28 protein-coding genes are annotated in these 23885 nt (G+C 74.0%); 19 read left to right on the top strand and 9 right to left on the bottom strand.

The genetic code is table 11. The features are described from left to right. Positions 1-141: 141 nt before the first annotated feature. Entirely contained in the window at positions 142-672 is a 531-nt protein-coding gene (locus MHY85_RS00500) for a GNAT family N-acetyltransferase (protein ID WP_239191758.1), read from the bottom strand. Positions 673-914: 242 nt separating this feature from the next. Next, positions 915-1541: a TetR/AcrR family transcriptional regulator gene (locus MHY85_RS00505; protein ID WP_239191761.1), complete on the bottom strand. Its 627-nt coding sequence runs from the start codon at positions 1539-1541 to the stop codon at positions 915-917. A gap of 123 nt (positions 1542-1664) precedes the next feature. Between MHY85_RS00505 and MHY85_RS00510 the strand changes: the two genes are divergently transcribed. The 3 genes from MHY85_RS00510 (at position 1665) to MHY85_RS00520 (ending at position 4308) form a co-directional block, all read left to right on the top strand. Then, positions 1665-2672: a zinc-binding dehydrogenase gene (locus MHY85_RS00510; protein ID WP_239191763.1), complete on the top strand. Its 1008-nt coding sequence runs from the start codon at positions 1665-1667 to the stop codon at positions 2670-2672. 108 nt (positions 2673-2780) lie between these two features. Beyond that, positions 2781-3494: an NADPH-dependent F420 reductase gene (locus MHY85_RS00515; RefSeq protein WP_239191765.1), complete on the top strand. Its 714-nt coding sequence runs from the start codon at positions 2781-2783 to the stop codon at positions 3492-3494. Positions 3495-3537: 43 nt separating this feature from the next. Then, positions 3538-4308, top strand: coding sequence for an NADPH-dependent F420 reductase (locus tag MHY85_RS00520; protein ID WP_374232537.1), 771 nt, complete (start codon positions 3538-3540; stop codon positions 4306-4308). A 117-nt stretch (positions 4309-4425) separates the two neighbouring features. Here MHY85_RS00520 and MHY85_RS00525 read toward each other — a convergent pair whose 3' ends face one another. Continuing rightward, positions 4426-5319: an SDR family oxidoreductase gene (locus MHY85_RS00525; RefSeq protein WP_239191769.1), complete on the bottom strand. Its 894-nt coding sequence runs from the start codon at positions 5317-5319 to the stop codon at positions 4426-4428. A 170-nt stretch (positions 5320-5489) separates the two neighbouring features. Between MHY85_RS00525 and MHY85_RS00530 the strand changes: the two genes are divergently transcribed. From MHY85_RS00530 to MHY85_RS00540, 3 genes are all read left to right on the top strand, one after another. Next, a complete protein-coding gene (locus tag MHY85_RS00530) occupies positions 5490-6419 on the top strand; it encodes a helix-turn-helix transcriptional regulator (RefSeq protein ID WP_239191771.1) in 930 nt (309 codons plus the stop codon). Positions 6420-6465: 46 nt separating this feature from the next. Next, on the top strand, positions 6466-7020 hold the full coding sequence (locus MHY85_RS00535; RefSeq protein WP_239191773.1) for a zinc-binding dehydrogenase: 555 nt from the start codon (positions 6466-6468) through the stop codon (positions 7018-7020). A 260-nt stretch (positions 7021-7280) separates the two neighbouring features. Further along, positions 7281-7727, top strand: a complete 447-nt coding sequence (locus tag MHY85_RS00540; RefSeq protein ID WP_239191775.1) for an NUDIX domain-containing protein — start codon at positions 7281-7283, stop codon at positions 7725-7727. A gap of 19 nt (positions 7728-7746) precedes the next feature. Here MHY85_RS00540 and MHY85_RS00545 read toward each other — a convergent pair whose 3' ends face one another. Next, positions 7747-8241, bottom strand: coding sequence for a nuclear transport factor 2 family protein (locus tag MHY85_RS00545; RefSeq protein WP_239191777.1), 495 nt, complete (start codon positions 8239-8241; stop codon positions 7747-7749). A 162-nt stretch (positions 8242-8403) separates the two neighbouring features. Beyond that, positions 8404-9222: an SDR family oxidoreductase gene (locus tag MHY85_RS00550; protein ID WP_239191779.1), complete on the bottom strand. Its 819-nt coding sequence runs from the start codon at positions 9220-9222 to the stop codon at positions 8404-8406. 86 nt (positions 9223-9308) lie between these two features. On the opposite strand from MHY85_RS00550, the gene MHY85_RS00555 reads away from it, so the two are divergent. Both MHY85_RS00555 and MHY85_RS00560 read left to right on the top strand, forming a co-directional pair. Further along, complete coding sequence (locus MHY85_RS00555; protein WP_239191782.1) at positions 9309-9944, top strand: TetR/AcrR family transcriptional regulator; 636 nt, start codon at positions 9309-9311, stop codon at positions 9942-9944. Between the two features lie 154 nt (positions 9945-10098). Beyond that, the gene (locus MHY85_RS00560; protein WP_239191785.1) at positions 10099-10800 is read left to right on the top strand and encodes a type 1 glutamine amidotransferase domain-containing protein; all 702 of its coding nucleotides are present in this window, start codon (positions 10099-10101) and stop codon (positions 10798-10800) included. 3 nt (positions 10801-10803) lie between these two features. Here the strand turns inward: MHY85_RS00560 and MHY85_RS00565 are convergent, their stop codons facing one another. Beyond that, entirely contained in the window at positions 10804-11700 is an 897-nt protein-coding gene (locus tag MHY85_RS00565) for a LysR family transcriptional regulator (RefSeq protein ID WP_239191788.1), read from the bottom strand. Positions 11701-11790: 90 nt separating this feature from the next. Here MHY85_RS00565 and MHY85_RS00570 point away from each other — a divergent pair, with 90 nt between their 5' ends. Together MHY85_RS00570 and MHY85_RS00575 are read left to right on the top strand one after the other, a co-directional pair. Next, the gene (locus tag MHY85_RS00570; protein ID WP_239191791.1) at positions 11791-12804 is read left to right on the top strand and encodes a metalloregulator ArsR/SmtB family transcription factor; all 1014 of its coding nucleotides are present in this window, start codon (positions 11791-11793) and stop codon (positions 12802-12804) included. 17 nt (positions 12805-12821) lie between these two features. After that, positions 12822-13241, top strand: coding sequence for an arsenate reductase ArsC (locus MHY85_RS00575; RefSeq protein WP_239191810.1), 420 nt, complete (start codon positions 12822-12824; stop codon positions 13239-13241). 40 nt (positions 13242-13281) lie between these two features. On the opposite strand, the gene arsM is transcribed toward MHY85_RS00575, so the two are convergent. Then, complete coding sequence (gene arsM / locus MHY85_RS00580; protein WP_239191813.1) at positions 13282-14055, bottom strand: arsenite methyltransferase; 774 nt, start codon at positions 14053-14055, stop codon at positions 13282-13284. Between the two features lie 113 nt (positions 14056-14168). On the opposite strand from arsM, the gene MHY85_RS00585 reads away from it, so the two are divergent. Further along, the gene (locus MHY85_RS00585; RefSeq protein ID WP_239191815.1) at positions 14169-14537 is read left to right on the top strand and encodes a helix-turn-helix transcriptional regulator; all 369 of its coding nucleotides are present in this window, start codon (positions 14169-14171) and stop codon (positions 14535-14537) included. Positions 14538-14577: 40 nt separating this feature from the next. On the opposite strand, the gene MHY85_RS00590 is transcribed toward MHY85_RS00585, so the two are convergent. Next, positions 14578-15267 carry an SDR family oxidoreductase gene (locus MHY85_RS00590; RefSeq protein WP_239191822.1) on the bottom strand — a complete coding sequence of 230 codons (690 nt, stop codon included), beginning with the start codon at positions 15265-15267 and terminating at the stop codon, positions 14578-14580. 66 nt (positions 15268-15333) lie between these two features. Between MHY85_RS00590 and MHY85_RS00595 the strand changes: the two genes are divergently transcribed. Then, positions 15334-15726 (top strand): MerR family transcriptional regulator, encoded by a 393-nt coding sequence (locus MHY85_RS00595; protein WP_239191824.1) that lies wholly within the window; start codon positions 15334-15336, stop codon positions 15724-15726. 25 nt (positions 15727-15751) lie between these two features. Here the strand turns inward: MHY85_RS00595 and MHY85_RS00600 are convergent, their stop codons facing one another. Continuing rightward, the gene (locus tag MHY85_RS00600; protein WP_239191827.1) at positions 15752-16420 is read right to left on the bottom strand and encodes a TetR/AcrR family transcriptional regulator; all 669 of its coding nucleotides are present in this window, start codon (positions 16418-16420) and stop codon (positions 15752-15754) included. Positions 16421-16499: 79 nt separating this feature from the next. Between MHY85_RS00600 and MHY85_RS00605 the strand changes: the two genes are divergently transcribed. The 7 genes from MHY85_RS00605 to MHY85_RS00635 all read left to right on the top strand — a co-directional run bounded on the left by MHY85_RS00605 (position 16500) and on the right by MHY85_RS00635 (position 23870). Beyond that, complete coding sequence (locus tag MHY85_RS00605) at positions 16500-17423, top strand: ABC transporter ATP-binding protein (RefSeq protein WP_239191830.1); 924 nt, start codon at positions 16500-16502, stop codon at positions 17421-17423. A 1-nt stretch (position 17424) separates the two neighbouring features. Further along, positions 17425-18180 carry an ABC transporter permease gene (locus MHY85_RS00610; protein ID WP_239191832.1) on the top strand — a complete coding sequence of 252 codons (756 nt, stop codon included), beginning with the start codon at positions 17425-17427 and terminating at the stop codon, positions 18178-18180. Between the two features lie 137 nt (positions 18181-18317). Further along, positions 18318-18776, top strand: coding sequence for a hypothetical protein (locus tag MHY85_RS00615; RefSeq protein ID WP_239191841.1), 459 nt, complete (start codon positions 18318-18320; stop codon positions 18774-18776). 2 nt (positions 18777-18778) lie between these two features. Next, a complete protein-coding gene (locus MHY85_RS00620; protein ID WP_239191843.1) occupies positions 18779-19177 on the top strand; it encodes a hypothetical protein in 399 nt (132 codons plus the stop codon). Positions 19178-19358: 181 nt separating this feature from the next. After that, the gene (locus MHY85_RS00625; protein ID WP_239191845.1) at positions 19359-20594 is read left to right on the top strand and encodes a sensor histidine kinase; all 1236 of its coding nucleotides are present in this window, start codon (positions 19359-19361) and stop codon (positions 20592-20594) included. Then, a complete protein-coding gene (locus MHY85_RS00630; RefSeq protein ID WP_308191287.1) occupies positions 20588-21250 on the top strand; it encodes a response regulator transcription factor in 663 nt (220 codons plus the stop codon). Before MHY85_RS00625 ends, MHY85_RS00630 begins: the two co-directional genes overlap by 7 nt. 169 nt (positions 21251-21419) lie before the next feature. Next, positions 21420-23870: an MMPL family transporter gene (locus MHY85_RS00635; protein ID WP_239191848.1), complete on the top strand. Its 2451-nt coding sequence runs from the start codon at positions 21420-21422 to the stop codon at positions 23868-23870. The last annotated feature ends 15 nt before the right edge of the window (positions 23871-23885 follow it).

The following is a 23885-nucleotide window of genomic DNA, read 5'->3' on the forward strand; positions in this document are numbered from 1 at the left end:
GACGCTGCTGCTCGTCGCCGGCGCGGGCGCGAGCTGGCTGGTGCGGTCGCGAGGTTGCTCGTCGGCGAGGAGTACGACCGATCTTGATACGCAGAGGTGCCAGTAAAACCCGTTGACGCCCTGACTCGTGCTCTTGCTGCGTCAGGCGGTGCCTGGGCCGTCGCCGGCGACGACGGCGAACAGCAGGCTGTCCTCGCGAACCCCGCGGATGAGCATGTGGGAACGCATGACTCCTTCCTGCTGCATGCCGAGCTTGCGCAGCACTCGCTGGGACCCGAGGTTGCCGGGTCGGCATGTCGCCTCGACCCGGTGCAGGCCGAGCTCGCGCCACGCGAACGCCAGGACCGCCGACGCGGCCTCCGTGGCGTAGCCCCTTCCCCAGTGCTCCCGCGCCACGACGTAGCCGACTTCGCCACGACGGTGCTGGACGCTCGTCACGGAGACCATGCACGTCCCCACTAGGGCCCCGCCGACCGTGACGGCCCAGTTGATCGCGGCACGCTCCGGCTGAGACGCGGCCGCGACCATCTGGTCGACGAACTCGTGCGTCTGCTCCAGCGTGTTCGGCCCCCACTCCATGTACCGGCACACCTGGGGATCGGCCGCGTAGGCGTGCACCGCCTCGACGTCGCCAGCGGTGAAGTCCCGGAGCAGGAGCCTGTCGGTCGCCAACGTTCGCACTCGAACACCCTAGAGATGCCAGCGGGCTCGTCGTCGCCACAATCGAGACGAGTACGACCGATCTCGATACGCAGAGGTGCCAGTAACAGCCTGCGCACAGGTCAGTCGCACCCCGGTAGGGATGACAAACGGGCTGACGTCAGGGAATGTCCACGCTCCCCCGAGCGCGCGTCCTCGCGCCCTGACGGACGCGCGCCGCCGTCCGTCGGCTCACGGCCCGGTCTCGCTCGGCCCTAGCGCATCACGGGACGACGAGGAGCGGACCGTGCAGCAGAGTCAGGTGCACACCACCCCGTGCGGACCAGGTCGAGCAGGCCCGTGCGGGAGGCGTCGTCGGCCATCTTCGCTCGGCGGACCCAGCTCGTGGCGAGGACGAGCAGGAACAGGTCGCGTGCGCGCACCTCGGCACGGGCACTGCCGTCGCGCTGAGCGGCGAGCAGGAACGTCTCGGTCGTGGTGATGTATCCCTCGCAGGTGAGCGCCAGCGGTGACGCCTTCTGCGCCACGGCCTCGCGCAACGGTTCGGGCAGTCCGTCGAAGGCGGCAGCCCACTCCCCCAGGGCGTCCAACCACAGGTGGAGGGCCGACCCGGAGTCGGCTGTCTCCGCTCTGATCGCGGCGAGCTGCTCCCCCAGGCGGCTCTCGCGTGCCTCGAGGAGCTCGGCCAGGAGCGCTTCGCGCGTCGGGAAGTGCCGGTACAGCGTGCCCGGGCCGACCTGCGCGCCCTTGGCGATCTGGTCCAGCGAGGCCGAGACGCCGTGCTCGGCGAAGTGCTGCTCGGCGACCTCCAGGATCCGGTCGCGGTTGCGCTGCGCGTCGGCGCGGAAAGTCCGTGGCGCCGGTGTGGGTGCGTCGGGCATGAGCGCTCCTCTCGTTGACAAGCGGAGACTGGCTCCGTAACGTCGTCGCGTTAGTGGAGACTATCTCCTGTTCCGGACCCCGGTCCTCGTGGTCCAGCAGCAGAGAGCGGGAGGAGCGGTCAGGTGAAGGCACCCGTCATGAAGCGCTGGCAGGCGGCAGAGTTCGGTGATCCGGCGCAGGTGGTCCGACTGGAGGAGGTCCCTGTGCCCGTGGTCGGCGCGGGTGAGGCGCTGGTGCGGGTCCGCGCGGCCAGCCTCGCGCTGCCGGACCTGATGATGCTGCGCGGCGAGTACCCGATGGTCCCGGCCCCGCCGGTGACCCCGGGGCAGGAGGTCGTCGGTGTCGTCGAGAAGGCCGGCGACGGCTTCCCCCTTCCCGTGGGGACCCGGGTCGTCGGCGGCGCCCGCTTCGACATCGGTGCCGGGGGTCTCGCGGAGTACACGGCGATGCCGGGGTGGAGCGCGTTCCCGGTGATGGAGGGCCTGAGCGACGAGCAGGCGGTCGGGTTCGTCGGGTCGTTCCACGTCGCGCACATCGGGCTGCATCACCGCGCCCGCCTGCGCGCAGGAGAGGTGGTGCTCGTCCTGGGCGGGGCCGGCCGGACCGGCTCGGCTGCGATCCAGGTCGCCAAGGCGCTGGGCGCGACCGTCGTCGCCACCGCGCGCACCGCCGCCAAGGCGCGCTTCTGCGAAGCCCAGGGAGCGGACCTCGTCGTCGACCTGAGCGCCCCGGATGCGGCGGGCGCCATCGACGCCCTCACCGACGGGCACGGCGTCGACGTCGTCTACGACACCGTCGGCGGCGAGGCGTACGCCGCCGCGACCGCGGTCCTCGCCCGCGGCGCGCGCGTCCTCCTGGTGGGCTTCGCCAGCGGCACGCCCGCACGCCCCGACGCGCAGGACATGCTGATGCGCGACTACGCGGTCATCGGGACCCTGTCGTCGTTCCGCGACGACGACGAGGGCACCGACACCCTCGAGGCCCTGTCCGCGATGCTGTCCGCCGGGCAGATCGACCCGCCCGTCACCGCGGTGCACCCGTTCGACGACGTCCCCGCCGCCCTGGCTCGTCGGGCCGAGGACGCCTCCGGGCAGACCGTCGTCCTTCTCGCGCCCACTGCCCTCACCTGAGCGAGCCAGTCCTCTCCGCTCGCGGAGACAGCACCCGCGTGACGACCGCCGCGTGTGGCCGCGACCACCCGTCCGCCAGCGTCCGACCACGACAGGAACAAGCAGCGCATGAGCACCATCGGCATCATCGGCAGCGGCAACATCGGGTCCGCGGTCGCCCGTCTGGCGACTCAGGCCGAATTCACCACCATCATCGCCAACTCCCGCGGCCCGGCATCGCTGACCGATCTCGTGGCGGACCTCGGGCCGCGGGCGAGCGCCGGCACCGTCGAGCAGGCCGCGTCTGCCGACATCGTCGTGGTGGCGGTGCCGTTGACGGTCACGCTCGCCCTGCCGCCCGAGCTCCTCGCCGGCACGACCGTCCTGGACTCCAGCAACTACTACCCGTCCCGCGACGGCCGGATCGGCGAGCTCGACGACAACAGCACGACGACCAGCGAGCTCGTCCAGGCCCACCTGGCCAAGAGCCGCCTGGTCAAGGCGTTCAACAACATCCTCGCCCACCACATCACCGAGCTCGCCCGACCGGCAGGTGCGGACGACCGGAGCGCTCTGCCCCTTGCCGGCGACCACCCGGACGCCGTGGCAGCAGCCGCCGGGTTCATCGACGCGCTCGGCTTCGACACCGTCGACACCGGGCCGCTGTCGGACTCCTGGCGTCTCGAGCCGGAGACCGGCGGGTACACCCAGCTCTACCTGGTCGACCCGTCCGTTGCGTACGAGCAGATCATGACCACGGCCAGCGCACCGTTGCCGGCGGACCGCCTCCGCCGCGCTCTGGCCGGCGTCCCCCGGATCGACGTCGGAAGCCGCACGGCCTGAACCTCGGCTGATCCGGAACCCACCCCGGAGCACCCACCTCAGCATCTCGAGCACCACGGAAGGACCGACCATGCAGATCGGCATCATCGGGGCGGGCTCCATCGGGACGATCCTGGCCCGCCGGCTCGCCCGCGCCGGGCACGACGTCTCCGTCGCGAACTCCCGTGCCCCCGAGACCGTCAACGCGGCGGCCCTCAGCACGGGCGCCACGGCGGTGTGGGCGGCGGACGCGGCCGCGGCTGCCGGCGTCGTGATCGTGTCGGTCAACCTCGGCCAGATCCCGTCCGTAGCCGACCTGGTCGCCGCCGCTCCTGCGGACGCGGTCATCATCGACACCTCCAACTACTTCCCACACCGGGACGGCGTGATCGAGGGCCTGGGCCAGGGCCAGACCGAGAGCCTGTGGGTGCAGCGGCAGTACCGGCGTCCCCTCGTCAAGGCGTGGAACACCATCACCACCGCGTCGTTCGCCGACAGGTCCACCGAGCCCGGCACCCCCGGACGCATCGCGCTGCCCGTCGCGGCGGACGACGACCGGCAGCGAGCCGTCGGCATGGAGCTGGTGGAGCAGACCGGATTCACGGCGTTCGACGCAGGCGTGATCGCGGACTCGTGGCGCCAGCAGCCCGGCACCCCGGCGTACACCACCGACCTGACCGTCGAGGAGCTGCCCGCGGCGCTCGCCAAGGCCGACGCCCACGCCGCCGCCCGCCGACGCGACCTGATGATCCAGATCTACGACGAGCGCACCCAGACCGAGGGAAGCCTGCCCGGCCCGGACTTCCAGCTGGCTCTCACGCGGGCACTCTTCTGACCCGCTCGTCGCTCTGACGGCGCCGATGCCAGAGCGTGCCCTCGGGTCGTGCCGTCCCCGGCGAACTGGTACAGCACGGCGGCCGAGAAACCGGCCGAACCGTCCGGCTGCCTGTGCTCACCACGACGACGAAACGCGAGCCATCACACGTCGTGAGCTTCGAGCACAGGCGTCGTCGTGCGCGAGGCTGACGGACAGCTCGCGGTGCGCGGCCGCCTGCTCCAGCAGCTGGTTCGCCTTGGTCTCGAACACCGCGACGGCGTCCTCCCCCGCGGCGAAGCGTGCCGGCGGCTGGTCCAGGTCGGACAGCTCGACGATCGCGCGGGCGAGCTTGGCCGGGTCGCCACCCTGGATGCCGTCCATGCCGCGCCAGGCCGCCACGGTCTGCTCGGTGCGCTCGGCGTAGTCCGGGATCGAGGCGGGGGCGTACTGGGTGGACTGCGGGCTGAGCAGCTCGGTGCGGAAGAACCCGGGCTCGACGAGCATCGTCGTGATCCCGAACGGTGCGACCTCGGGGGCCAGGGCCTCCATGAACCCCTCGACGCCGAACTTGGAGGCGGCGTACGCGCTGGTGAACTCGACCGCCGAGGCGATGCCCGCGGTGGAGGAGATCGTGACGACGAGCCCGGAACGCTGCGCACGCATCGGCGGCAGCGCTGCTCGGGTGACGTTGACCGGCCCGAACAGGGTGGTCTCGATCTGGGAACGGAACGCCTCGGGCGTCATCTCCTCGAAGAACCCCGCCTGGAAGCTGCCGGCGTTGTTCACCAGCACGTCGAGGTGGCCGAACCGCCGCACCGCGGCGGCGACCGCGGCCTCGGCCGCAGCGGGGTCGGTGACGTCGAGGTCGACCGCCAGCAGGTCCTCGTGCCGGCCGACAGCCCGGGTGACCGTCGCGCTGTCACGGGCGGTGGCGACCACCGCGTGACCGGCGGCCAGTGCGGCCTTCGTGATGTCGACGCCGAGTCCGCGGCCGGCTCCGGTGATGAAGAAGACCCTCTTGTCGCTCATGGCTGTGCCCTGCTCTCGTGGGTGGCGTGGGGGTGGAGCTGACCGAGACGGCCCCGCGGGCCGCTCACTCCATCCATGGAACCGACCGCTCGAACCGTGCGGGAGACCCTGCGAGAGGGGTACCAGCAGAGACCCCCGAGAGCGGCGACCCGAGTCGTACAGTCGAGAACATGGCCGACCGGGACGAACATCGAGACGTGCGCGGCGACGTCCGCGCGCAGATCCGGGAGTTCCTCTCCACGCGGCGCGCGCGCATCACCCCCGAGCAGGCCGGCCTGCCCGTCTACGGCGGTGACCGACGCCGGGTCCCCGGGTTGCGGCGCTCCGAGGTCGCCAGCCTGGCCGGCATCTCCCCCGAGTACATGACCAAGCTCGAGCGCGGCAACGCCACCGGCGTCTCCGAGGGCGTCGTCGAGGGCCTGGTCAACGCGCTGCAGCTCGACGACGCCGAGCGCGCGCACCTGGAGGACCTCCTCCGGACGGCCGGCAGCAGCCGACCACCCCGACGTCGACCCACCACCGAGCGCGTGCGCCCCACCCTCCAGCGGATCCTCGACTCGATGAGCGGCAGCCCCGCCTTCGTCCTCAACGGACGCCTCGACGTGCTGACTCCGAACCGCCTGGGTGCAGCGCTGTACGCGCCGATCCTCGACGGTCCCCGGCGGTCTGCCAACACCGCTCGCTTCGTGTTCCTGGACCCACGTGCGCGCGACTTCTTCCGGGACTACAACCGCGCCGCGAACGACACGGTCGCCCTGCTGCGTGCCGAGGCCGGCCGTGACCCCTACGACCGGGAGCTCAGCGACCTGGTGGGGCAGCTGTCCACCCGCAGTGAGCAGTTCCGCCGCCGCTGGGCCGCCCACGACGTCCGCATCCACACCAGCGGTGTCAAGCTCATCCACCACCCCGTCGTCGGCGACCTCGACCTGCCCTACGAGTCCGTCACCCTGCCGGCCGACGCCGGGCAGAGCCTGCTCTTCTACACGGCCGAACCGGGATCCCCCACCCAGGACGCCCTGCAGATGCTCGCCAGCTGGTCGGCGCCAGGAACGACGCCGCCCCGACGGCAGGCTGAGGCGGACGAACGAGGCCGCCGCTGACGCCCGTGGGCGCACGGCCGAGGCGGCACGTCACGTGGCCCTGCGGGTGGGAGGACGACCGATTCCCCTCCTGATCCGCGGCGGCACCTCCTCCATCGGTCTCGCGCTGGCCGCGCTCGGTCGCCTGCAGGGGCTGACCGTGCTCGCGACCACCCGCTCGGCCGACCGGACCCCGATGCTCGAGTCGGCCGGGGTCCACCACGTCGTGATCGACGACGGCGAGATCGCCGACCGGGTCCGCGCCATCGTGCCGGACGGCGTCGACGGCGCGGTCGAGCTCGTCGGGACGAACGTCATCGGCGACACGCTGCGCGCCGTGCGCCCCGGGGGCACGGTCTGCTTCACCGGGATGCTCTCGGACGAGTGGTCGATCCCCGACTTCTACCCGATGGACTGGATCCCGAACGGCGTACGCCTGACCGCGTACTCCGGTGAGGCCGCCGATCTGCCCGCGAGCGTGCTCCAGGCGTTCCTGGACCACGTGCACCGCGGCCGGGCCCGCGTGCCCGTCGGCCGGGTCTACCACCTGGACGACATCGTGCAGGCGCACCGGGACATGGAGGCCGGCGTCGTCGGTGGCAAGGGCGTGGTGCTGCTGTGACACGGTTCCCCGAGCCGTCGGTGACGCCGGCGGCCACCTGGTCGCGCCCCGGACTCGCCGGTCCGGTCCGGACGGCGGTCGCATGATCGAGTTCCGGGACGTCACCAAGATCTACCCCGGCGGCACCGCCGCGGTCCGCGCGTTCAGCCTGACGGTGCCTTCGCACCGTGGCGCTAACTGCGGAGTCTCGTGTCGTCCGGTTCTCCCAGGCGATCACCTACGAGCTGCGGTGACGATGGCAGCGCTGGCTTGCCGACCTGGTGCGTGACACCGTCTCGGGTGTGCAGCATCGCGGAATCTACGGGATCTGGATCGGCGCCGACGGCCGTGTCCCCCTGATCCGGAAGTCCCGGGGACCGTACACGGGACTGCTCGATCTTCCGGGCGGCACTCCCGAGCTCGGTGAGACCCCAGAGCAGACGCTGCGCCGAGAGCTGATCGAGGAATGCGGAGTGACGGCGGCGCACGTGCTCTCGTGGCACGAGTTCGACCTGGTGGTCGTGCGCGACAGCTCGGGCGACCCGATCGACTTCCGGCACTCCGGGCTCATCGCAGTCCTCGACGTCTGGCAAGCGCCCTCCCCTGTCCGTGACGCCGAGGACGTCACGACCGTCGAGCTGCGCGACCCGCGGCGGCTCGCCGTGGCGGAGTGCAGCGCACTGCTGGTCGAAGGTCTCACCCACCTGGGAGTGGCGCTCGACGTCTGACGCCCCCCGGCACGGGCTCCTACGCGGTCGCTCCGGGCCGGAGCGATGCGTGACGGGAGATCGTGCCGGCGCTGAGGCTGGGCCTCGGGTCCAGATCGAACAGGTGCTCGGCCTCCCGTCGCGAGATGCGCCAGCCGACGTCAGTGCGAACGTAACAGTCGCGATAGACCCCGCCACCGCGGACCCACGTCCCGTCGTCGAACTGCGTCGTCACGCTGACGTCGACCTCACCTCGAGCCTGATCGCCGTCCAGATCGATCACGAGGTTGGACGTCCAATGGTGCATCTGCAGGAACGCGCCCCACTGCCACTCGACGGCGGCGCAGATCGCCTCGACACCTCGGAACTCCTGCGTCGGGGCCACCTGCCAGACGGCGTCGGGGGTCCACACCGCCGCGAACCGGGCGCGGTCACGCTTGTCGGCTCCGTGGCAGTACTCGTGCACGAGCGCGCGGATGGCGGACTCGGACTCGAGGCGGTCCAGTCGCTCGTGCAGCTCGATCTCGCTCCTCATGATCGAAACGCTAGTCACCGCGCCACGAGTGCGGGTCGAGTACGACCGATCGTGATGCGCCGAGGTGCCAGGAACAGTCCGCGTCTCGCCCTTTCCGCACGGCCGGGCGCCTCGGGTCGGCGGGCGCCAGGGTGGCCGCCGACCCGAGGGCCGTCGCGCGACTCAGTGCCCGTTGGCCTCGATGGAGACGTCCTTCCACTGCTCCCAGGTCTGCAGGCGGGACTGGTAGACCGCCGGGACGATCTGGGTCGGCTGGGTGCCGAAGAGCACGCGCAGCGGCGGCCGCTCCGCGTCGACGATCTTCAGCAGTGCCGGGCCGGCCGCGGCGGGGTCGCCCACGTCCGCGCCGCCCTGGCGCGCCGCCATCGCCGCGCGCAGCGGGTCGTAGGCGGGCAGCGGGGTCGCGTGCGTGGCGCTGCTGCCGGCCCAGTCGGTGGCGAATCCGCCGGGCTCGACCAGGGTGACGGCGATCCCGAAGCCGGCGACCTCCTGGGCGAGGGACTCGGTCAGGCCTTCGAGGGCCCACTTCGAGGCGTGGTACCCGCCGAGGTCCGGGAACGCGGCGACGCCGCCGATCGTGGAGATCTGCACGATGTGCCCGCTCCCCTGCTCGCGCAGCACCGGCAGCACGGCCTGCGTGACGTTCAGGACGCCGAAGAGGTTGACCTCGAGCTGGTCGCGCAGCTGCTCGGGCGTGATCTCCTCGACGGCGCCGAACAGCCCGTAGCCGGCGTTGTTGACGACGACGTCGATCCGGCCGAACCGCTCGACCGCGGTGGAGACCGCCGCGAAGGCCGCGTCACGGTCCGTGACGTCGAGCGCCAGCGGCAGCACCTTCTCCCCGTACTCCCCCACCAGGTCGTCCAGCGACCCGGCGTCGCGCGCCGTCGCGACCACCTGGTCGCCGCGCCCGAGCGCGGCTCGGGCGAACTCCCGGCCGAACCCGCGGCTCGTGCCCGTGATGAACCAGACCTTCGACATGTGAACCTCCCCGAGAACCAACATCGTCACCTTGGGCACGGTATGGCACTCGGTGTCAGGTGTGCAACCGATGGTAGGTTCCGCGTATGACCTCGGGACCGGCGAGCTCGCCGCTGCGGGAGCGCACGCGCCGTGCGGTCCGCGCGGAGCTGATCGACGCCGCGCAGGACCTGTTCGTCGCGCAGGGGTACGAGGGGACGACCGTGGACCAGATCGCGGCGGCCGTCGGCATGTCGCGCCGCAGCTTCTTCCGCTACTTCGCCTCCAAGGACGACCTCGTCCTCGGCAAGTACGACGCGATGGCCGACCAGCTCGTCGAGGCGCTGCACAGCCGTCCGTCCGACGAGCCGCTGTGGGTCTCGCTGCGACGGGTGCTGGACGGCGTGGTCGACTACGCCACGGACCCCACCAAGGCGCCCCGCATGGCGGCGATGGAACGCATCGTGCAGACGAACGACGCGCTGCGCGCCTCCTACCTCCAGCGCCTCGACGCCATCCAGGGCGCGCTGGTCACCGCGGCACGCGAACGAGCGCGGGCCTCAGGGCACGCCTGGGACGACGCGAGCCCCGCGCCGGCGGCGGCGGTCGGCGCTGCGTTCGCGTGCGTGCGCACCGCGAACGACCTCGCCGCCAGCACCGGACTGAGCCTGTCCGACCTGCTCGACGACGCGTTCAGCCAGCTCGGCGCCGTCGTGTCCGCGCCGGCTGGGCCTCCGGCCTGACGCGCGGACGGCTGCCCCGACCCGCGGACGGTGCACACCCCCGTGCCGTCGGCCGGGTCCGAGGTGCGCCGGACGATCACGCCCTGCTGCCCCGATGACGGCACGCAAGATCGCTGATGACCCTCGGCTCGGCCGGGCGTGCACGCTGGGGCGCATGACACGCATCCTGATGATCATCACGGCGGCTGACTCGCTGGCACTGGCCGACGGCTCGGCCCACCCCACGGGCTTCTGGGCGGAGGAGCTGGTCGTGGCCCACCGCGCCCTGTCCGCCGCGGGGCACGAGGTCGTCCTCGCGACGCCGGGCGGTCGCCGTGCACCGGTCGACCCCGGTTCGCTCGAGGTGGCCGTGGTCGGCGACGAGAGCAGGGTCGAGGAGTTCGCCGCGTATCTCCGCACCATCGAGGCGGAGCTCGAGCACCCCGCGGATCTCGCCGCACTCGACGCGACCGCGTTCGACGCCGTGGTGCTGCCCGGCGGCCACGGCCCCATGGCCGACCTGGCGAGCGACCCGGTGGTCGGCGCCGCGCTGGTGGCGGCGGACGACGCCGGCCGCGTCGTCGCGCCGTTCTGCCACGGGCCCGCGGCGCTCCTGAGCGCGACCCGGCCGGACGGGACGTTCGCCTTCGCGGGCCGCCGGCTGACGGTGTTCACCAACGAGGAGGAGACCTCGGGTGGCCTCGGAGCCGCCACTCCGTGGTTCGTCGCGGACGCGCTGACCGAGCGCGGCGCCGTGGTCGAGTCCGCAGCGCCCTGGAGCAGCCACGTCGTCGTCGACGGCAACCTCGTCAGCGGGCAGAACCCGCAGTCGAGCGAGGACGTCGCGACCGCCGTGCTGAGACTCCTCGCCGCCTGAGCGTCAGACCCCGGCCGCCGTGATCCGGGCGATCACGGCGGCCAGGTCGCGCACGCTCCGGCTGGCCTCGGCCCGCCCCGACCGCGTCACGAGGTACAGCGTGTTGAGGGGGGCGACCTCCGGCCGGTGCAGCTCGACGAGCGCACCGGCCGCGAGCTGCTCCCCCACCAGGTACCGGGGCAGCACCGACATCCCGGCGCCCCCCACGACCGCCGCGCGGACGGCCCGCAGGTCCGGCACCACGGCGGCCGTGGTCGCGATGTCGGGCCGGCGACCGAACACGGACCGCCAGTACCGGCGGATGATGGGCAGGTTCTCGGCGTACGCCACGACGGGGATGCGCTCGAGCGCGTCGACGGCGGCCTGGCTGCCCGCGAGCTCCCTCTCCCAGCGGGGTGCACCGACGAGGACGAACTCCTCGTCGGTGACCGGTGAGCCGCTCAGGCCCTGGACGCGCGGTCGCACCGAGCTGAGGACGATGTCGAGCTCGCCGACGCGCAGCTGCTCGAGCAGGTCGTCAGCCACCCCCAGGTGCAGGCGGACCGGGGCACCGGCGGCCGCGACGAGCTCGGGCACGTGCGGTGCCAGCACCTCGCCGACGACCTCGGCGGCACCACCCACGTGCAGGACGGTGCCGGCCTCCCCCGAGAGCTCGACGAGGTCGTCCAGCGCGTCGAGGTGCCGGATGGCCTGCTGGGCGAGCACCGTCGCCCGCGCCGTGGCGACCACTCCCGTGGGCGTCCGGTCGAACAGCGCGTAGCCGAGCCGGCTCTCGAGCGCACGCACGTGAGCCGACGCGGTGGGCTGCGAGATCCCCAGCAGCCGTGCGGCGTCGCTGACCGAGCCGGTCCGGTACGCCGTCACGAACGTCCGCACGTGCTCGAGGTCATGGGCTGCCACGGTCGCATGCTCGCACGGATCGCACCACGGGCATCGCGCCGGCCGATAGCGCACCGCGGCGCCTGGTTCGACATCTGTCAATATGGAGACATGCCGACCACCCATGCGAGCCCGGCCACCGCCGCCCGCAGCACGCCGTGGACCTCACCCGCGGACCACGCGATGGGTGCCGACGCCGCGGTGCACGTCGCGGGGACCCTCAAGGCCTTGGGTGACCCGCTGCGGCTGCGGATGCTGTCGCTCCTCGCGGCCTCCCCGACCGGTGAGGCGTGCGTGTGCGACCTGGCCACGGTCGCCGAGGTCTCCCAGCCGACCGTCTCGCACCACCTCAAGCTGCTCAAGGAGGTCGGGCTGCTGACGTCCGAGCGCCGCGGGACCTGGGTGTACTACCGGGTGCAGCCGGCGCTGCGCGGCGCGGTCACCACCCTGCTGGACTCCTTCGCCCCCGCGGCCGCCGATGCCGCGGACGCGGTCCCGCCGGCCGGGCTCACCGACGCCGAGGACGCGCTCGCGCGGATCGCCCGCCGCCTCGCCTCGGCGTTCCCCGACCGCGACCCCGGCGCGGTGCTCAGCGTCGTCCGGGAGTCCTACACCGGCCTGGCCCGGTCCTCGGCCGTCGCGTCGCAGCTGGTGGGCAACGCCGAGCGGTTCGCCCGCCAGCGGCTGACCGACACCGCCCGCCCGGCCGGCGCGGGCCCGCAGGTGCTGTTCGTGTGCGTCGCGAACGCCGGCCGCTCCCAGCTCGCCGCCGCCCTGCTGCGGCACCACGCCGGAGACGCGGTCACGGTCCGTTCGGCGGGGTCCGCGCCGGCGGCGGACGTGCACGCCGCGGTGCGCCCCCTGCTCGCCGAGCTCGGCGCCGACGGCGAGGCGTTCCCCAAGCCGCTGACGGACGACGCGGTCCGCGCCGCGGACGTCGTCATCACGATGGGCTGCGGCGACACCTGCCCGGTCCTGCCCGGCAAGCGGTACGAGGACTGGGTCGTCGGCGACCCCGCCCTGGCGTCCGACACCGGGGTGCGGGCGATCCGCGACGAGATCGACCGCCGCGTGCGCGCCCTGCTCGCCGACCTGCTGCCCGACCTCACCCTGCCCGCCGCCTGACCTCCGTGGAGACCGAGATGACCGACACCAAGCCGTCCGCCCTGTTCGTCTGCGTGCACAACGCCGGCCGCTCCCAGATGGCCGCCGGCTACCTGCGGCACCTGTCCGGCGGCGCCGTCGAGGTCCGGTCGGCCGGGTCGATGCCCGCCGAGCAGATCAACCCGGTCGCCGTGGAGGCGATGCTCGAGGAGGGCATCGACATCCGCGCCGAGCGCCCCAAGGTGCTGACCACCGATGCGGTGAAGGCATCCGACGTCGTCATCACCATGGGCTGCGGCGACGCCTGCCCGATCTTCCCCGGCAAGCGGTACGAGGACTGGGCCCTGGCCGACCCGGCCGGCCAGGGCATCGAGGCGGTCCGGCCGATCCGCGACGAGATCCGCGGCCGCGTCCTGGCCCTGCTGTCCGAGCTCGGCGTCGAGCCCGTCACCGCCTGACCGGCGGCTCCCACGACGCCGGGGACGCGCCTGCCACGCCTCACACCTCCTGGGGTCCGGGTTTGCGGGCGCGCACGATCGCGCCGTGCATGCCGTCGGCGACCGGGTGGGTGAACGCGACCTCGGCGTCGACGAACCCCGCCGCCGCGAGCCCCTGCAGGTACTCGGTGCGCGACAGCGCCCTGGCGATGCACCCGACGTAGGAGCCGCGCTCCGCCCGCTGCTCGGGGGTCAGGTGGTCCTCGGCGACCACGTCGGAGATCCCGAGCCGCCCGCCGGGCACCAGCACCCGGAACGCCTCGGCCAGCACCGCCGGCTTGTCCGGGGACAGGTTGACCACGCAGTTCGAGATCACCACGTCGACCGCGGCGTCGTCCAGGGGCAGGTCCTCGATCGTGCCCTTGCGGAACTCCACGTTGCTCGCACCGGCCCTGGTCGCGTTCGCCCGGGCCAGGTCGAGCATCTCGTCGGTCATGTCGACCCCGTAGGCGAACCCGTCCGCCCCGACCCGTCGTGCCGAGAGCAGCACGTCGATCCCGCCCCCGGACCCCAGGTCCAGCACGCGCTCGCCCTCCCGCAGCTCCGCGACCATCAGCGGGTTCCCGCACCCCAGCGACGCCGCCAGCGCCTCCGCCGGGACCGCGGCCGCGTCCTCCGCGCCGTACAGGCCGGCGCCGAACCGCTCGTCGATCACCAGGTCGGTCGGCCCGCACCCGCCGGCCGAGCCGCCGCCGCAGCAGCCGGCGTCCCCGGCGCCCCGCACGGCCGCCAGGGCGTAGCGGGCCCGGACCTGCTCCCGGATGTCCTGTGCCATCACTCCTCCTTCACATCGATCCTCGTCGATGTCCGTCGACACCAGGAGCGTGGACCCGCACGTCGACGGCTGTCAACATCGACAGGCGTCGATGTGTCGCGCATGATGGGGCCATGGCTCTCGACCTGCTCCCGGCGACCTCGACCCGGGCGACGGGGTGCTGCACCCCCGTGACCGGCTCGACCATGAGCGCCGAGGACGCCGAGCGCACCGCGCGGACCCTCAAGGCGCTGGCCGACCCGGCCCGCCTGCGGCTGCTGTCGATCATCGCGGCCCACGACGGCGGCGAGGCGTGCGTCTGCGACCTCACCGAGCCCGTCGGGCTGTCGCAGCCGACCGTGTCCCACCACCTCAAGGTGCTCACCGAGGCCGGCTTCGTCACGCGCGAGAAGCGCGGGGTCTGGGCGTACTACACCCTCGTCCCCGAGGCGGTGCAGCAGCTGTCGGCGCACCTCGGGCAGCATCTTTCCGGCGCTCGATGACGACGCCGCGCCGCTCCACCCGGCGGGCGCAGTGCGCGGCTCAGGCCGTACCGAAGCGGTCGTAGAACGCGCGGGGGTCGCCCGCCAGCGAGGCCTTGACCATCGCGCTCCACTCGTCGACGACGACCTCGAGGTCGCCCGCCTCGACGGCGTCCAGCACCGTGCGGACGACCACGGCCGGGTCGGTCTTCGGCCCCTGGAGCCCGGCAGCCATGTCCGTGTCCGCCAACCCGAGGTGCACGGAGGTCACCCGCGTGCCCTGCGCGGCGAGCTCCAGCCGCAGGGCGTTGCTCATGTTCCAGTTCGCCGCCTTGGACACGGCGTACGCGCCGGCACCCGGAGCGGCGAACCAGGACAGCGCGGAGGCGATGTTGACGATCGCCCCGCCCCCGTTGGCCGCGAGGACCGGGGCGAAGGCGCGGACCATCGACAGCGCGCCCCAGAAGTTGACGTCCATCTCGGCGCGCACGCCCTCCAGGTCCCCGAGGAGCTGCGACCCGGTCGAGATGCCGGCGTTGTTCACCAGCAGGTCGACGTCGGCGGCCAGGTCGGCGGCCGCGGCGACCGCGTCGGGGTCGGTGACGTCCAGGGCCACCGGCCGGACGCCGGGGAGGTCGATCGTCGCGGGCTCGCGGGCGGCGGCGTAGACGGTCGCCCCCCTGGCGAGGAGCTCGGCGGCGAAGTGGTGGCCGAGGCCGCGGTTGGCCCCGGTGATGAGTGCGGTTGTCATGTCTGGCACGCTAAGACCTGACGTTGACGTCAGGGTCAAGTCCAGGTCGAGCGGTCGAGGAGACGGATGCGCATCGGGGAGGTCGCCGCGCGGGCCGGCGTGAGCGTGCGGGCGCTGCGGTACTACGAGGAGCAGGGGCTGCTCGCCGCCGAGCGCAGCCCGAGCGGGCAGCGCCGGTACGCCCCCGAGGCGGTCGACCGGGTCACGTTCATCCAGCACCTCTACGCCGCCGGGCTCGGCAGCAAGGCCGTGCTGCGGATCCTGCCCTGCATGGAGCACGGCGGGCTCACCGACGAGATGCTCGACCGGCTGCTGGCCGAGCGCGCCCGCGTGCAGGGCCAGCTCGACCAGCTGACCGCGACGCGCGACAAGCTCGACGAGGTCATCCGGCAGGGTCGGACGAACCGCGCGGGTCGGGGCCGGCGCGCTGACGAGAGCGGGTGCGCGACCGCGACGTGACGACGCGCGTCCTCCGGGGCGGCCGTCACCGGCGCGCCGGTCGCTCCCCTGCGTCGCGCGCACCGTAGGCGCGCATGAACGCACGCGCGCCGTCGGTCATGATCCGCCGGACGTGCGCGCTCTCGGTGCGCCGGCGCGCCGGCTCGTTGAGCACGCGCAGCGCGGTCAGGGCGTGGAAGTGCGCGGCGGCGAGCCCCGGCTCCTCGGCGTCGAGCAGGCCGGCGCGGGCGAAGCGGTCGACCCGCTCGCTGAGGACCTGCGCGTGGGCCTCGTCCAGCGGGTGGTCGTCGAGCTCCGGGAGCAGCGACTCGTTCTCGTTGATCAGCCGGACGGCGGCCAGGTAGTCCGACGACAGCAGCAGGGACCGGCCGAGGTCGGCGGCGAGCGCGGTGAGCGCCCCGTCCAGCTCGGCGACGTCCGTGATGCTCACGTCGTCGAGGTGCTGCGCGACGAGCTCGCGGAGCGTGGTCAGCGCCCGCTCCCCCGCGTCCTCCACGACACCGAGCAGGAGCCGCCGCTTGTCCCCGTAGTAGTCGTAGACCGTCCGCTTCGACACCCCGGCGAGCGCAGCCACCGCGTCCATGCTGGTGCGCTCCACGCCCGTCTGCACGAACAGCTCTCTGGCGGCGGTCAGGATCGCCGCGCGCTTGTGCGCCTGGCCCTCGCGCAGGGGCTTCTCGCCCACCGTCGTCATCGTCCTCCTCCGTGGTCCTCGGGGTCGAGGCTACACCGAGCGGTGTAGAACTACACGACACGGTGTAGTGTCGCGACTCATGCACACCATGAACCCGGTGACCTTGCAGGCGCACGCCCTGCAGAAGCGCTACGGGCGCCTCACCGCCGTCGACGGCCTGTCGTTCGCGGTCCGCCCGGGCGTCGTGACCGGCTTCCTGGGCCCCAACGGGGCGGGGAAGTCGACGACGCTGCGGATGTTCCTCGGCCTGGACAGGCCGACCAGCGGTGCGGCGACGGTCGGCGGGCTGCGGCTCGCGGAGACCCCGCACCCGATGCGCGTCGTCGGCGCGATGCTCGACGCCCGGGGGGTCCACCCGCGCCGCGCGGCCGCGGACCACCTCGCGGCGGTGGCGCGCGCCGGAGGCGTGGCCCGGTCCCGGGTGCCCGAGATGCTGGAGCTGGTCGGGCTCGGAGGTGTCGGGAACCGCCCCGCCGGCGACTTCTCGCTCGGGATGAAGCAGCGGCTGGGGATCGCGACCGCGCTGATCGGGGACCCGGCCGTCGTGATCTTCGACGAGCCGCTCAACGGCCTGGACCCCGAGGGGATCCGGTGGGCGCGCTCGCTGATGCGCGACCTGGCGGCCGAGGGCCGGACCGTCCTGTTCTCCAGCCACCTCATGGGCGAGATGGAGCTGACGGCCGACCACCTCGTCGTGATCCACCACGGACGGCTGCTGGCGGACCAGCCCCTGGCCGCCTTCATCGCCGACCACACCACCGAGCACGTCCGCGCGCGCACGCCGGACCGGCCCCGACTCCTCGAGGCGCTCGCCCGCGCGGGGCTGCGGGCCGCACCCGACGCCGCCCGCGCGGACGGGATCGACGTCGAGGGGGCCGGGACCGACCGCGTCGGCCGCGTCGCCGCCGCCGCCGGCATCGGGCTCTCCGAGCTGACCGCGGTCCGCGAGTCGCTCGAGGACGTCTTCCTCACCATGACCTCGACCCAGAAGGACGCCGCCTGACATGGACCTCCTCGCCTCGGAGTGGATCAAGACCCGCAGCATCCGCACCACCTGGATCCTCGCGGCCGGAGCCGTCCTGGTCACCGTGGTCGTGAGCCTGCTCGGCATCAGCGGCCTCATGGCCGGCTGGCAGGCCGACCTGCCCGCGGACTTCGACCCGACCGGCGTTAGCTTCAAGGGCATCCTCGTCGGGCAGATCCTCGTCGCGACGCTGGGCGCGCAGGCGTTCACCAGCGAGTACGCGACCGGTCAGATCGTCACGAGCCTGACGATCGCGCCCCGGCGCGCCGTCCTGCTGGTCACGAAGCTGGCCGTCACCGCCCTCGTCGCCCTGGCGACCGCCGTCCTCACCGTGGCGTGCAGCCTCGGCGCGAGCCAGGCGGCCCTCGCCGCCGCGGGGCTGCCGACGGCGGACCCGACCGACGCCGACACCGTCCGGGCGGTCCTCTGCGCGATCGGCTACCTGGTGCTCACCGCCGTGCTCGGCGTCGCACTCGGCGCCCTCACGCGCTCCTCCTCGGGCGCGCTCGCGGTCGTCGTGACCGTGGCGCTGCTCGTGCCGGCGCTCGCGCCCGGGCTGCCCGGGGCCCTCGGGGACCTCGCCGGGACCTACTGGCCCACGACGGCCGGACAGGCCTCCTACACGACCACCGGCACCGGGCTCCTGACGGGCCCCGCCGGGCTCGCGGTGATGGCGGTCTTCACCCTCTGGACCACGCTGGCCGCCCACCTCACGCTCCGGGCACGGGACGCGTGAGGTCCCCGGGGTGCGGGGCCGACCGGCCCGCCACGGGCCGCTGACCTGCACCGATCTGTCGCCAGCGTTTGATTCCCGACCACGCGCTTGGTAAGCCTGACCCCGGACGAGGCAACGAGACGAGAGGCAGGACCACGATGGGGATCTTCGACCGGATCAAGGACGCGGTGGGCGGGGCCCAGCAGGCGGGCCGCGACGCCGACGCGACCGTGGCCGCAGCGCGCGCGGCGTCCGGCGCCCCGGACGCGGCCGGGGTGGCCGGGATGAGCGCGGCCGACCAGCAGGCGCTGGTCGCCCAGGCGATGGCCCAGCCTGCGACCCAGGCCGAGGCGGACTTCCGCAACACCGGCGGGTCCGCGGACGAGGCTGCCTTCGCCCCCGCGGCCAACGGGGTGACCTGGCAGCAGTACGCCTCCGTGATCGCCCAGTCGCAGGCCGTGGGCTACGACCAGGGGGCGATCGCCGGTCTCGCCGCGGGCCTCGGCATCGACGGCCCGGCCTGGACCGCGGCGGCCGAGGAGTTCGCGGCCCGCGCCCAGACCAACCCCGCGGTCGGCCGGGAGATGGGCCGGATCGTGCGCGAGGGCCGCGCCTGACCATGGGGGCGCTGGGCGACCTGGTCCGCCTGGTCCGGTGGAGCCGGGCGCAGAGCCGGCCCTCCGTGGCCGACGCGCTGAGCGCGGGGGTCCAGGCCACGGACGACGTCCGGGCGTACCAGGACGCGCTGGTCAGCGGGGTGGTGGGCGCGCACAACGGCGTGCCCACCACCGCCCTCGTCGAGGCGGTCGCCGCGCTCCCCGCCACGGGCGACGGACCGCGGCGCGCGGAGCTGGTGCTGCGGATCGACGCGCCCGGCCAGCCGCGGGTGACACACACCGAGGCGCTCCCGAGGCCGGTGCGCGTCGGCGACCGCCTGCCGGTCTGGGTGGTGCGGTTCGAGCCGCGACGGTTCACGATCGACTGGGGCCGCGGGGCGGTCCCCGAGCACCGGCCGTGACGGGCGGCCCCGCCGCGCCCGGGTACTGCGGGCGCAGTAGCCGGCTACGCCGCTGGGCTGATCCGGGCCCGGATCGCCGGCGCGGCGGGTGACGCGCGGCGCCCGCCCGGGGATGCTGGGTCCGGCCGACGCGCCCACCACCCCGCGGTGTGCGCGGCCCGACCCGACGAGGAGAGAGCACATGCAGGCCGCCGATCCCCGCCCCGGGCCGGCGCCCGATCGCCCTCGGCGCCGGCTCCTCGCGCGGCGGCCCGGCGACGACCGCTGGGACGGCCTGCTGGACGTCGCGCTGGTGATCGCGGTGGTCGTCCGGGGCTGGCTCGTGGTCCGGGACGGTGCGACGGCCGAGGCGGAGGTCCTGGCGGCGATCGCGGTGGTGCTGGTGCTGCGGCGCCGGCACCTCCTGGTCGCCGTGGGGGTCGTGTGCGCGCTGACGGTCGTCGCCGCCGCGCTGGGCGCCGACCCGACCGTGTACGCCGTCCTCACCTGCGCCGCGCTGTTCAGCGCGGCGATGCACGTCCGCGGCCGCTCGGTCCTCGTGCTCGCGACCGTCGTCCTGGTGGTGCTGGGGCTCACGATCGACGGGGCCGGCGACGGCCGGAGCACGCTCGTCGTGTCGTTCCTGACCGTCACGACCTGGACCGCGCTCGCGCTCGGCCTGGGGTCCGCGGTGCGCGCGAACCGCGACTACGTCCTGGCCCTGGAGCACGAGGCCGCGGCCATCCGGGCCGCGCGCGCGAGCGAGACGGCCCGCCACGTCACCGACGAGCGCCTGCGCATCGCGCGCGACCTGCACGACGCGGTCGCGCACTCGATCGCCGCCATCAACGTGCAGGCCGGGGCCGCGGAGCGGCAGCTCCGCGCCGACCCGGGACGGGCCGAGGACTCGTTGCGGGAGGTGCGCCGCACCAGCCGGGCGGTCCTGCTGGAGCTGCGCGACATCGTCGCCGTGCTCCGCTCGGGCCGGGCGACCGAGGACGACGACCTCGCGGGGCGCGTCTCGGCGTCCGGCGTCCGCACGCTGCTCGAGGAGGCAGGGGCGCGCGGCGACGCGGTCCGCGCGGACGTGCACGTCGACCTCGACGGCCTGGACCCCGCGACCGGCGCGGCGCTGTACCGCGTGGTCCAGGAGGCGCTCACGAACGCCCACCGCCACGGCGACGGCGAGGTGACCGTGGAGATCCGGGACGAGGGCGACCACGCCCTGACCGTCCAGGTGACCAACCCGGTGGCGGGTGCCCGCGCCCGCCCGGTCGGCGGCTACGGGCTGGTCGGGATGCGGGAGCGCGTCGAGCAGGCCGGCGGGCGGCTGGAGATCGTCGCGGGTGACGACCGCTTCTCCGCGTACGTGTGGTTGCCGCGCACGCGCCAGCCGGTGCGGGACCCCGGCGGGCCCTCCGGGGACGCGGCGTGGTGACGCGCGTCCTCGTGGTGGACGACCAGGCCATGATGCGCACCGGCCTGCGCGCGATCCTGGACAGCTCGGCGGCGATCGCGGTGGTCGGCGAGGCCGCCGACGGCGCCGACGCGGTCCGGCAGGCCGGGGAGGTGCGCCCCGACGTCGTGCTGATGGACCTGCGGATGCCGGGCGTCAACGGCGTCGAGGCGACGCGCCGGCTGCGCAGCGACCCCCGGCTGCGGGAGACCCGCGTCCTGGTGCTGACCACGTTCGACGGCGACGCGGAGACCGTCGCCGCGCTGCGGGCCGGCGCCTCCGGCTTCCTGGGCAAGGGCGCGGGTCCCGAGGAGCTGATCGAGGCGGTCCTCGACGTCGCCCGCGGTCGCGCGGCGCTGTCCGCGCACGCGCTGAGCGTCGTGGTCGAGGACGCCTCGCGCAGGCAGGCCCGCGAGGCCCTCGACGACGACCTCGCCCGGAGAGTCGGCACGCTGACCCCGCGGGAGCGCGACGTGGTCGCGGCCGCCGCGCAGGGCGCGGACAACCGGCAGATCGCGGCGGACCTGTTCATCTCGCCCTTCACGGTCAAGACGCACCTGAACCGCGCGATGACGAAGCTCGGCGCCCGGGACCGCGCGCAGGTGGTGGTGCTCGCCCACCGGTCCGGGCTGGCGTAGCGGGAGTCGCGGCGACCCGCCGCCGCCCTACTGCGCCCGCGGTAGGACGTGCGTCTCCCGGGACGACGCGCCGGGGCACCGGGCCGCCGGAGACTCGTGGCGCGGGTGGCGCGGCGGAGGGTCGCGCCACCCGACCACGTCCGCGCCCCCACCCCAAGAGGTTCTCCGCATGGCCATGTTCTTGTACCGGCTCGGGCTGCGCGCAGCCCGGCGCGCCCGCCTCGTGATCGGCTTCTGGATCGCGGCGCTCGTGCTCGCCGTCACCGCCTACCTGGCGTTCGGCGGCACCCTCGTCGGGTCCTTCGAGATCGCCGACACCCCGACCACCCGGGTCACCGAGCAGCTCCGGGAGCAGTTCCCCGGAACCGGCGGCGCCAGCGGACAGCTGGCGTTCGCCTCGACCGACGGATCCGCCCTGGACGAGCAGGACCAGGCCGCGATCGCCGACCTGCTGGGCGACGTGGCGGCCGCCGACGGCGTCGCCGCCGTGGTCGACCCGTTCGCGGCCGCCGCCGCGGTGCAGCAGCAGCGCGAGGACCTCGCCGCCGGCGAGGCGCGGCTCACCCAGGCCCGGGAGCAGCTCGACGCCGGGCAGGCGCAGCTCGACGCCGCGCGGTCCCAGGCCGCGGCGGCCGGTGCGGGCCAGGAGGTCGCCGCTCAGCTCGCTGCGCAGCAGACCGCCCTGGACGAGGGCCGGGCGGAGCTCGACCGGCAGGCCGCCGCCCTCGCCGACGGTCTCGCCCTGCTCGACCTCAGCGGGTCGGCCGTCCCGGTGTCGGGCGACGGCCGGGCGGCCCTCGGCTCGATCCAGTTCGACGAGGACCCCGTCGACGAGCGGGTCACCGACGCCCTCGCCGGCGTGATCGCCGACCACGACCTCGACGGCGTGCTGGTGGAGCGCGCCGGCGGCGCCGCCGAGCCGCCCCGGATGTCGGTGTTCGGGCCGGGCGAGGCCGTCGGCCTGGCCGTGGCCGCCGTCACCCTGTTCGTCATGCTCGGCACGTTCGTCGGCGCCGGCCTGCCGCTGGTCACCGCGCTCGTCGGCATCGGCGCCGGGCTCGCGGGGACGCTCGCCCTGTCGGGCGTCATCGAGATGAACTCCGTCATCCCCGTCCTCGGGCTCATGCTCGGGCTCGCGGTGGGCATCGACTACTCGCTGTTCATCCTGAACCGGCACCGCAACCAGCTGCGGGACGGGATGGCGCTGCACGAGTCGATCGGGCGCGCGAACGGGACCTCGGGGAACGCGGTCGTGTTCGCGGGGATCACCGTCGTCATCGCCCTGGTCGCCCTCAACGTGACGGGCGTGTCCTTCCTCGGTCTCATGGGCACGGTCGCCGCCGTCTGCGTGGTCATCGCGATCGCGATCGCCGTGACCCTCACGCCCGCGCTGCTCGCCGTGCTCGGCCGGAGGATCACCCCGGCCCGGGAGCGGCGCGCCCCGCGCACGCGGGAGCGGAAGGTCCTGCCGTCGACGCCGATGAGCACGCGCCGCGCGGTCGTCACGCTGGCCGCGGGCCTGGGGGCGCTGCTCCTGCTGGCGGTGCCCGCGCTGGACATGCGCCTGGGGCTGCCGGACGGCAGCTCGGAGCCGGTCGACTCGGACGCGTACCAGGCGTACTCGCTCGTGCGGGACGAGTTCGGTGCGGGCGCCACCGGTCCGCTGCTCGTCGTCGCCGACCTCGGCGCCCCGGTGGCCGAGGCGGACCTCGTCGGGACGCAGGTCCGGGTGGGTCGGGCCGTCGCCGGGCTCGACCACGTCAGCGGGGTCGCCCCGGCCGGGGTCTCGGCGGACTCCCGGCTCCTCGCGTTCCAGGTCGTGCCGGCCGACGGGCCCACGAGCCCCGGGACCGAGGCGCTCGTGGGCGACCTGCGCGACGGCGTGGACACGCTCCCCGGGGTGACCCTCGGCGTCGCGGGCACGGCCAGCGCGAACATCGACATCAGCCAGAAGCTGGCCGACGTCCTGCCGCTCTACCTCGCGGTCGTGGTCGGCCTGTCCCTGCTGATCCTCGTCCTCGTGTCCCGCTCGGTCCTGGTCCCGGTGACCGCGACCATCGGGTTCCTGCTGTCCGTCCTGGCCACGTTCGGCGCGGTGACCGCGATCTTCCAGTGGGGGTGGCTCAGCGACCTCCTCGGCGTCCACGACCCCGGGCCGGTGCTGAGCTTCATGCCGATCCTCCTCGTCGGGATCCTGTTCGGGCTGGCGATGGACTACCAGCTCTTCCTGGTGTCCGGGATGCGCGAGGCCTACGCCCACGGCGTGCCGGCCCGGGTCGCGGTGCAGCACGGGGTGCACCACGGGCGCGTCGTGGTCACCGCCGCGGCGCTCATCATGGTCTCGGTCTTCGGCGGCTTCGTGTTCTCCCACTCGGTGATGATCCAGACCATCGGGTTCGGCCTGGCCTTCGGCGTCCTGGTCGACGCGTTCGTCGTGCGGATGCAGCTGATCCCCGCGGCGATGCACCTGCTGGGCGCGCACGCGTGGTGGCTGCCGGGCTGGCTGCACCGGCTCCTGCCCGACGTCGACGTCGAGGGCGCGGCGCTCACGTCCCGGCAGGCGCCGCGCGACGGGGACGCGGCGCGGGAGGCCGAGGTCCTCGCGGGACCGCCGCGCTGACCCCGACGCACCGGA

The sequence above is a fragment of the Cellulomonas sp. ACRRI genome, from assembly GCF_022346185.1.
GTDB lineage: Bacteria > Actinomycetota > Actinomycetes > Actinomycetales > Cellulomonadaceae > Cellulomonas.